Raw genomic sequence first — 8,444 nt, 5'->3', positions numbered from 1 at the left:
GCTCCGACGCCCCGGGGCCGGCGGCACCCGCGCCCCGCGCTGCGCCGGCCGGTGAGGAGGCCGCCTCGCCCGCCCCGCGGCGGCCGTCCTGGGCACGGGGGCCCGAACCGGGCGAAGCACCGGCCGTACCGGACACACCTGCCGGTGAGGCGGAGCCCGCCCCGCCGACCGGCCGCGACGCGCTCGTCTCCGGGCTGTGGCCCCCGCGGTTCACCCGCGCCCAGCTGATCGTCGCCGCGCTGCTCTTCGTCCTGGGGCTCGGCCTCGCCGTCCAGATCCGTGCGGCGGGGGAGGACGGCGCCCTGCGCGGCGCCCGCCCCGAGGACCTCGTGCGCATCCTCAGCGACCTCGACGAGCGGACCAAGCGGCTGGACGAGGAGCGCGGCACCCTGGAGAGGCAGCGGACCGAGCTGGAGTCCAGCTCCGACCAGGCCGACGAGGCACGCCGCCAGAACCGCGAGCGCGAGCTGCAACTCGGCGTGCTGGCAGGTACGGTGGCCGCCACCGGGCCCGGGATCGAGGTACGCATCTCGGACCCGCAGCAGGCCGTCGGCGCGGACCGGCTCCTGGACGCCGTCCAGGAGTTGCGCGCCGCCGGTGCGGAGGCCCTGCAGATCAACGGCGTACGCGTCGTCGCCAGTACCTCGTTCGTGGACGACGCCGACCGGGTACTGGTGGACGGCGAGCCCGTCGAGCGCCCCTTCCGGGTGGACGTGATCGGCAGGCCGCAGGACCTGGAGCCCGCCCTGAACATCCCCGGAGGTGTCGTGCAGTCGCTGGACAAGGAGGGCGCGACCGTCACCGTCAACCGGCCGGAGGAGGTCGTCGTGGACGCCTTGCGGTCGGCGGAGCCGCCTGACTACGCTCAGTCGTCCTCGTGATCTGGCCGGAACCGGCGGCGGGGCCGGGCGGTCGGGACGCCCCTGGTGAGAGAAACTGATCGTGGGAAAGCGGGCGTTGCCGCGGATGTCGGAGGCGCCCCGTGAGAGACAATGGAACGCCCGCCCCGACCGGCGGGCGGACTGGTGCGAGGGGAATCGTCGGTGAGTTTTTTCGCTAAGTTGTTCGGCAAGCGGCAGGGCGGCACGGAGAGTGCGGCACGGCATCGCGCCGGTCGGCCGGGCGAGACCCCTGGTTCGCCGTCGTCCGAGGAGGGGGCACGCCCCCTCTTCCGCGACGAGGTGACCGGTGCGGCTTCGACCGGTGGCGGCGGCATAGCTCCCGCTCCGGGCGCCGGGGCCGACATCGCGGTCTGCCCGCGGTGCGGCAACCAGAACACGGCCGGCAGCCGCTTCTGCTCCCAGTGCGGCAACCCGCTGCGCGCCGGCGGCACCGTGCCGGAGGGGTCCTCCGAGACCACCTCCACGATGTCCATCAGCAGCATCGAGGCCTACGCGGCCGAGATGACCGGCCAGCAGGCCGCCCCCGCCCTGTCGGCGGAGGCGCAGGCCGCCGTGGACGCGCTGCCCCCGGGCTCCGCGCTGCTGATCGTGCGGCGCGGCCCCAACTCGGGCAGCCGCTTCCTGCTCGACAGCGACGTCACCACGGCCGGCCGCCACCCGCAGAGTGACATCTTCCTGGACGACGTGACGGTCTCGCGTCGCCACGTCGAGTTCCAGCGGCTCGTCGAGGGCGGCTTCTCGGCGAAGGACAAGGGCAGCCTCAACGGCACCTACGTCAACCGGGAGCCGATCGACGGGGCCGTGGTGCTGGCCACCGGGGACGAGGTGCAGATCGGCAAGTACCGCCTCGTCTTCTACGCCGGCGGCTGACGTGCGCGGGCGCGTCCACGGTGCGGCCCGGCCGCCGTGGACGTGCCCGACTATCCAAACCGCCCGGGCTCGGCCTAGGGTTGCTGTGTGAACCAGCTCGACGTCGTGGGTGTCCGGGTGGAAATGCCCAACAACCAGCCCATCGTCCTCCTCCGGGAGGCCGGGGGTGACCGCTACCTGCCCATCTGGATCGGGCCGGGCGAGGCCACGGCCATCGCCTTCGCCCAGCAGGGCATGACCCCGCCGAGGCCGCTGACGCACGACCTGTTCAAGGACGTGCTGGAGGCCATCGGTGAGGAGCTCGACGCCGTCCGGATCACCGATCTGCGCGACGGCGTCTTCTACGCCGAACTCGTCTTCGCCAGCGGCGCCGAGGTGAGCGCGCGCCCCTCCGACGCGATAGCGCTCGCGCTGCGCACGGGAACGCCCATCTACGGCAGCGACGACGTCCTGGACGACGCCGGCATCATCATCCCGGACGAGCAGGAGGACGAGGTCGAGCGCTTCCGCGAGTTCCTCGACCAGATCTCCCCGGAGGACTTCGGCACCAGCAACCAGTGACCCGGCGTGGCGATCGTTGACGTGTGCAAGGTGCGTGCCTAGCGTCTGTGGGGCATGTCCCGGAAGAGTGCGGCACCGGCCGCGCCGCCGGACGTCATCCCGGCGGCCGCGCGAGCGCACGACGGACAGGCGGAACGGAGGCCGGCGTGACGAGTGACGGTGACAGGGGAGCGATCAGCAGCGGCGTCGCGATGCCGGCGCGCGTGCCCAGGCCCGCGCGGGCCTGCAGGCCGGCGGTGGCCGGGCTCGCGCCGGTGCAGCAGGCCGAGGTCGGGTACCGCGGCCCGAGCGCCTGCGCGGCGGCGGGGATCACCTACCGCCAACTGGACTACTGGGCGCGGACCGGACTGGTCGAGCCCAGCCTGCGGTCCGTCCCCGGGGCGGGCACCCAGCGGCTCTACGGCTTCCGCGACGTCCTCGTGCTGAAGATCGTCAAGCGGCTGCTCGACGCCGGGGTCTCGCTCCAGTCGATCCGCTCCACGGTCCGGGCGCTGCGCACCGAGGATCTGGAGTCGCTCTCCGGGGCGACGCTGCTCAGCGACGGGGCCGCCGTCCACCGCTGCTCCTCCGCCGACGAGGTCGCGGAGCTGCTGCGCGAGGGGCGCGGCGTCTTCGGGATCGCCGTCGGTGCCGTCTGGGCGGACGTCGAGGCCGGACTCGCACGGGTGCAGTCCGAGTCGCTGACCACCGGGGAGAGCGTCGTCCCCGACCACCCCGAGGACGAACTCGCGAAGCGTCGCAACCGTTCCTGACCCGGCCCCGCGCGGCCCGCCGGGTGAGTGTCACAGCCGTGCGGCAGTATCGAACCCATGCGGGCCGAACCCTCGGTGCTCCATCTCGACATGGACGCCTTCTACGCCTCGGTCGAGCAGGCGTCCAAACCGAGTCTGCGCGGGCGGCCGGTCGTGGTCGGTGGCACCGGCCTGCGGGGCGTGGTCGCCACCGCGTCCTACGAGGCCCGCCGGTTCGGCGTCAGGTCCGCGATGCCGGTGGCCCAGGCGCGGCGGCTCTGCCCCAACGCCGCCTACCTCCACCCCCGCTTCTCGCTCTACCGCCAGGTCAGCTCCACCGTGATGGAGCTGCTGCAGGAGCTGTCGCCGCTCGTCGAGCCACTCAGCCTCGACGAGGCGTTCGTGGACCTCGCCGCCGGGCCGCTCGGCGCCGGGGGCAGCCCACCGGGGGCGCTGGTCTGCCGCCGGGTGGGCCGTGACATCCGCGCCGCGATCCGCGAGTCCACCGGACTCGCCGCCTCGGTCGGCCTCGCCGGATCGAAGATGCTCGCCAAGATCGCCTCGGAGCGCGCCAAGCCCGACGGACTGCTGCTGCTGGAGCCGGGGACCGAACGCGAATTCCTGGCGCCGCTGCCGGTCCGGGTGCTCCCCGGGGTCGGGCCCGCGACCGAGGCCGCCCTGCGCCGCGCGGGCGTCACCACCGCCGGCGAGGCCGTCACCGCCGGCCACGCCGAACTGGTGCGGCTGCTGGGGCAGGCCCACGGGAGCGCGCTGCACGACCTCGCCCGGGGGCTGGACGACCGCCCGGTCGTCGCCGAACGCGACGCCAAGTCGGTCTCCGTGGAGGACACCTTCGCCGAGGACCTCACCGACCGGGCACGGGTGCGGTGGGAGGTGGACCGGCTCGCGGGGCGCTGCGTCGAGCGGCTGCGTGCAGCCGGCCGTTCCGGGCGGACGGTGGTCCTCAAGGTCCGCTCGCACGACTTCACCACCGTGACCCGTTCGGAGACGCTGCGCGGCCCGACCGACGACCCGGCCGTCGTGCGGGAGGCGGCCGCCCGGCTGCTGGCCGGGGTGGACACCATCACCGGCGTCCGGCTGCTCGGGGTGGGGGTCAGCGGGCTGGCGGACTTCACCCAGGAGGACCTCTTCGCCCAGTCCGGCTGGGGCGGCGGCGCGCGGGCGGCGGCGGAGGACGCCCCCGCGGAGCACGGCGTGGCGCCGGCACCGGCGGGGGGAGACGCCACGTGGCGGCCGCCGGAAACGGCGGCCGTCCGCCGCTGGCTACCGGGGATCGACGTGACACACCCGGAGTACGGGCCGGGCTGGGTGCAGGGCAGCGGGGTCGGCCGGGTGACCGTACGTTTTGAGACACCGATCAGCGGTCCGGGGCGGGTCCGTACGTTCGCCGTGGAGGACCCGGCGCTGGTGGTGGCCGAGCCCCCGCCGCTGCCGGGGGCGTCGACGGCCGGCGGACCGGCGTCGGCGGCGGGGGGATGAGAGCCGCGGCGGGGCGGCCCCGCCGCCGGTCAGCGGTCCTTGCCGCCGCTCGCGGCACCGTCGCCGCTCGGCGGTGCCGCGGCCGCCCCCCGCTCGGGGGCAGTGGGGGCGGCGAGGTGGCCGAAGTCGACGTCCGGCGGGGTCCCCGTGCCGCCGGGCCGCGTCGGATCGGCCGCGCCGGGTACCTCGATGCCGTAGTGGCGGTACAGCTCCAGCTCCTGCTCCGGTGAGAGATGCCGCCCGACGCCGAAGTCGGGGGCGCCGCGGATCAGGGACCGTTCGAAGGGGACGCGCAGTGCGTCGTCCACCAGCTCGCTGGGCTCCAGGGGGACGAAGGCGTCCCGGCTGAAGAGCCCGGTACGCACCGCCGCCCACTCGGGCTCGCCGGTCGCGTCGTCCAGGTAGACCTCGTCCACGGTGCCGATCTTGGCGCCGTTGCAGTCGAATGCCTTCCGCCCGATCAGGGTGCGGGGATCGATGTCGGTCTGCACGGGTGCCTCCGCCTCGTTCTGTGGCCGCCGCTGCGGCTGTGACTGTGTGGCTCTCGACAGTGCTGCTACCCCCTTGAGCACTACGAAAGGCCACAATCGGTCCACCGGCCAGTCGAGAACCGCCCTCCGGGCGGCCCGTGAGCCCGCTGGTAGGCTCGAACACGGTTGTTGAACCCGCGCGGGAGAGTCCGCCGGCCGTGTGGCCGGCGGCGCCGAAGGAGCAAATCCTCCCCGGAATCTCTCAGGCACCCGTACCGCGCGGGCGAAGCCACTCTGGAAAGCAGAGGCGGCCCAGGCGCGCCCGGTGTCGTGCGCGCCCGCCTCTCACCGACGGTGAAAGCCGCGCCCCCGGGCGCGGTGAAGCTCTCAGGTCGCGATGACAGAGGGGGAGGCGCTCGGACACCGACGAACCGGTGTCCGCAGGCCGCGTGGACCAGGAGGCCCTCCCGACATGACCGCCAATCGTGCACCCCTTTCCGCGCTCGAACGGGGCGTGCCGTTCGAGGACCGGCACATCGGCCCCGACGCGGGCGACCGGGCGAAGATGCTCGCCCAGGTGGGCTACGCCGGCCTGGACGAGCTGACCGAGGCGGCCGTCCCTACGGCGATCGCCTCGGCGGAGTCGCTGCGCCTGCCCGACGCCCGCAGCGAGGCCGCCGTCCTCGCCGAGCTGCGCGAGCTGGCCGGCCGCAACAAGGTGCTCCACTCGATGATCGGCCTCGGCTACCACGGGACGATCACCCCGCCGGTCATCCTGCGCAACGTCATGGAGAGCCCGTCCTGGTACACGGCGTACACGCCGTACCAGCCGGAGATCTCGCAGGGACGGCTGGAGGCGCTGCTGAACTTCCAGACGGTCGTCGCCGACCTGACCGGCCTGCCGACCTCCGGCGCCTCCCTGCTGGACGAGGGCACCGCCGCGGCCGAGGCCATGGCCCTCTCGCGGCGCGTCGGCAAGGTCAAGGGCGGCGTTTTCCTGGTCGACGCCGACTGCCTGCCGCAGACCGTGGCCGTCCTGCGGACCCGCGCCGAGCCGACCGGGGTCGAGGTGGTCACCGCCGACCTGACCGAGGGCATCCCCGAGTCCGTCGCCGGCCGCGGCGTCTTCGGCGTGCTGCTCCAGTACCCGGGGGCGGGCGGTGCGGTGCGCGACCTCCGTCCGGTGATCGAGGGGGCCCACGAGCTCGGCGCCGTGGTGACCGTCGCCGCCGACCTCCTCGCCCTCACCCTGCTCACCTCGCCCGGCGAGCTCGGCGCCGACATCGCCGTCGGCAGCAGCCAGCGGTTCGGCGTCCCCATGGGTTTCGGCGGTCCGCACGCCGGCTACATGGCGGTCCGCGAGAAGTTCGCCCGCAGCCTTCCCGGCCGTCTCGTCGGCGTCTCCTACGACGCGGACGGCGCGCAGGCCTACCGGCTGGCGCTCCAGACGCGTGAGCAGCACATCCGGCGTGAGAAGGCCACCAGCAACATCTGCACCGCGCAGGTCCTGCTGGCGGTGATGGCCGGCATGTACGCGGTGCACCACGGTCCCGACGGCCTCGCCCAGATCGCACGCCGCACCCACCGCTACGCCGCCCTGCTGGCCGCCGCCCTCCGCGACGCCGGCCGCGAGGTCGTGCACGCCGCGTTCTTCGACACGGTGACCGTCCGCGTCCCCGGCGGTGCGGCCGACGTCGTCGACGCGGCCTGCCGCGCCGGCGTCAATCTGCGGCTCACCGACGAGGACCACGTCGGAGTGAGCTGCGACGAGACGACCGGCCGGGAGCAGATCACGGCGGTGCTGGCGGCCTTCGGCGTCAGCGGGACGCCCGACCTCGACGCGCTGGACGAGGCCACCGCCGACGCGCTGCCCGAGCAGCTGCTGCGCCAGGACGCCTACCTGACCCACCCGGTCTTCCACAGCTACCGCTCGGAGACGGCGCTTCTGCGCTACCTGCGACGGCTCGCCGACCGCGACTACGCGCTGGACCGGGGCATGATTCCGCTCGGCTCCTGCACGATGAAGCTCAACGCCACCACCGAGATGGAGCCGGTCACCTGGCCCGAGTTCGGTGCCATCCACCCGTTCGCGCCGGTCGACCAGGCCGAGGGCTACCTCACCCTGATTCGCGAGCTGGAGGACCGGCTCGCCGAGATCACCGGGTACGACGCCGTCTCGCTGCAGCCCAATGCCGGTTCGCAGGGCGAGCTGGCCGGTCTGCTGGCCGTGCGCGCCCACCACCGTGCCTCCGGCCAGCCGCAGCGCGACGTCTGCCTCATCCCGTCCTCCGCCCACGGCACCAACGCCGCCAGCGCCGTCATGGCCGGCATGCGGGTCGTCGTGGTGCGCACCGGCGACAACGGCGACGTCGACACCGACGACCTGCACGCCAAGATCGAGCAGCACCGCGACCAGCTGTCGGTGCTGATGGTCACCTACCCCTCGACCCACGGCGTGTTCGAGGACAACATCGGCGAGATCTGCGCGGCGGTGCACGACGCCGGGGGCCAGGTCTACGTCGACGGCGCCAACCTCAACGCGCTGGTCGGTCTGGCGCGTCCCGGACGCTTCGGCGCGGACGTCTCCCACCTGAACCTGCACAAGACCTTCTGCATCCCGCACGGCGGCGGCGGGCCCGGCGTCGGCCCCGTGGCGGTGCGCGCGCACCTGGCGCCGTACCTGCCGAACCACCCGCTCCAGCCCGCGGCCGGCCCGGAGACCGGGGTCGGTCCCGTCTCCGCGGCGCCGTGGGGCTCCGCGGGAATCCTGCCGATCTCCTGGGCCTACGCCCGGCTGATGGGCCCGGACGGGCTGCGCCACGCCACGCAGACCGCGGTTCTCGCCGCCAACTACGTCGCCCGACGGCTGGAGCCGCACTTCCCGGTGCTGTACACCGGGCCGGGCGGTCTGGTGGCCCACGAGTGCATCATCGACGTCCGGCCGCTCACCAAGGCGACCGGTGTCTCCATCGACGACGTCGCCAAGCGGCTGGTCGACTACGGGTTCCACGCCCCGACCATGTCGTTCCCCGTCGCCGGCACCCTGATGATCGAGCCGACGGAGAGCGAGGACCTCGCGGAGATCGACCGGTTCTGCGACGCGATGATCGCGATCCGCGCCGAGATCGAGAAGGTCGCGTCCGGTGAATGGCCGATCGACGACAACCCGCTCCGCAACGCACCGCACACCGCGGCCACGCTCACCGGCGCCTGGGAGCACCCCTACACGCGCCAGGAGGCCGTCTTCCCGGCGGGCGTCAGCGCCGCCGACAAGTACTGGCCGCCGGTCCGGCGCATCGACGGTGCCTACGGCGACCGCAACCTGGTGTGCTCCTGCCCGCCCATGGAGGAGTACGACGGCTGAGCCCGCCACCCGCGCGACCGTGGGGCGGCGCCGACGCCGACAGCGT

At 73.9% G+C, this 8,444-nt stretch carries 7 protein-coding genes and 1 riboswitch; of the genes, 6 read left to right on the top strand and 1 reads right to left on the bottom strand.

Going from position 1 to position 8,444, the window contains the following annotated elements; genetic code table 11:
* The 5 genes from HCN56_RS01985 to HCN56_RS01965 all read left to right on the top strand — a co-directional run.
* Window positions 1-881: DUF881 domain-containing protein (locus tag HCN56_RS01985; protein ID WP_245245810.1), on the top strand; the 881-nt coding region annotated here is incomplete at its 5' end.
* Window positions 882-1,043: 162 nt separating this feature from the next.
* Window positions 1,044-1,772: an FHA domain-containing protein gene (locus HCN56_RS01980; protein WP_312871003.1), complete on the top strand. Its 729-nt coding sequence runs from the start codon at window positions 1,044-1,046 to the stop codon at window positions 1,770-1,772.
* 87 nt (window positions 1,773-1,859) lie between these two features.
* On the top strand, window positions 1,860-2,333 hold the full coding sequence (locus tag HCN56_RS01975) for a bifunctional nuclease family protein (RefSeq protein ID WP_167932729.1): 474 nt from the start codon (window positions 1,860-1,862) through the stop codon (window positions 2,331-2,333).
* 191 nt (window positions 2,334-2,524) lie between these two features.
* Window positions 2,525-3,085: a MerR family transcriptional regulator gene (locus HCN56_RS01970; RefSeq protein WP_167967677.1), complete on the top strand. Its 561-nt coding sequence runs from the start codon at window positions 2,525-2,527 to the stop codon at window positions 3,083-3,085.
* A 57-nt stretch (window positions 3,086-3,142) separates the two neighbouring features.
* Entirely contained in the window at window positions 3,143-4,564 is a 1,422-nt protein-coding gene (locus HCN56_RS01965) for a DNA polymerase IV (RefSeq protein WP_167967668.1), read from the top strand.
* A gap of 29 nt (window positions 4,565-4,593) precedes the next feature.
* Here HCN56_RS01965 and HCN56_RS01960 read toward each other — a convergent pair whose 3' ends face one another.
* Complete coding sequence (locus HCN56_RS01960; RefSeq protein WP_167967667.1) at window positions 4,594-5,055, bottom strand: PRC-barrel domain-containing protein; 462 nt, start codon at window positions 5,053-5,055, stop codon at window positions 4,594-4,596.
* A 169-nt stretch (window positions 5,056-5,224) separates the two neighbouring features.
* Window positions 5,225-5,322, top strand: a riboswitch (glycine riboswitch).
* Window positions 5,323-5,506: 184 nt separating this feature from the next.
* Here HCN56_RS01960 and gcvP point away from each other — a divergent pair.
* Window positions 5,507-8,398 (top strand): aminomethyl-transferring glycine dehydrogenase, encoded by a 2,892-nt coding sequence (gene gcvP / locus HCN56_RS01955; protein WP_167967666.1) that lies wholly within the window; start codon window positions 5,507-5,509, stop codon window positions 8,396-8,398.
* The last annotated feature ends 46 nt before the right edge of the window (window positions 8,399-8,444 follow it).

Source organism: Streptomyces lonarensis (assembly GCF_012033735.1).
In the GTDB taxonomy this organism is placed as follows: Bacteria; Actinomycetota; Actinomycetes; order Streptomycetales; family Streptomycetaceae; genus Streptomyces; species Streptomyces lonarensis.
This window is presented reverse-complemented; position numbering and strand designations above follow the sequence as displayed.

Excerpts from the sequence above, each read along its gene's own strand:
- HCN56_RS01970 (WP_167967677.1), top strand. The coding sequence starts at position 2,525 with ATGCCGGCGCGCGTGCCCAGGCCCGCGCGGGCCTGCAGGCCGGCGGTG.
- HCN56_RS01965 (WP_167967668.1), top strand. The coding sequence starts at position 3,143 with ATGCGGGCCGAACCCTCGGTGCTCCATCTCGACATGGACGCCTTCTAC.
- gcvP (WP_167967666.1), top strand. The coding sequence starts at position 5,507 with ATGACCGCCAATCGTGCACCCCTTTCCGCGCTCGAACGGGGCGTGCCG.